A 232-nucleotide genomic window follows, 5' to 3' on the forward strand; every position below is an offset into this window, starting at 1 on the left:
ACGTCCCCGACCGGGAACCACGCGCTGTTCCTGTATTACTGGCGGGCGGCGGGCGGCATCGATCCGGTGCGCGACGCGCAAGTGGTGACGGCCCCGCCCAGCCAGATGGCCGTGAACCTGGCGGCCGGCCACATGGACGGCTTTTGCGCCGGCGAGCCGTGGAGCGCCCGCGCCCAGCTGGACGGCAGCGGCTTCACCGTCGCGACGAGCCAGGACATCTGGCCCGACCACC

1 protein-coding gene is annotated in these 232 nt (G+C 72.8%); it reads left to right on the plus strand.

Annotated elements, in window-relative coordinates; genetic code table 11:
- Positions 1 to 232: ABC transporter substrate-binding protein (locus ACEN88_RS36340; protein WP_413347220.1), on the plus strand; the 232-nt coding region annotated here is incomplete at both ends.

The sequence above is a fragment of the Massilia sp. CT11-108 genome, assembly GCF_047302915.1.
Taxonomy (GTDB): Bacteria; Pseudomonadota; Gammaproteobacteria; order Burkholderiales; family Burkholderiaceae_D; genus Telluria; species Telluria orientalis.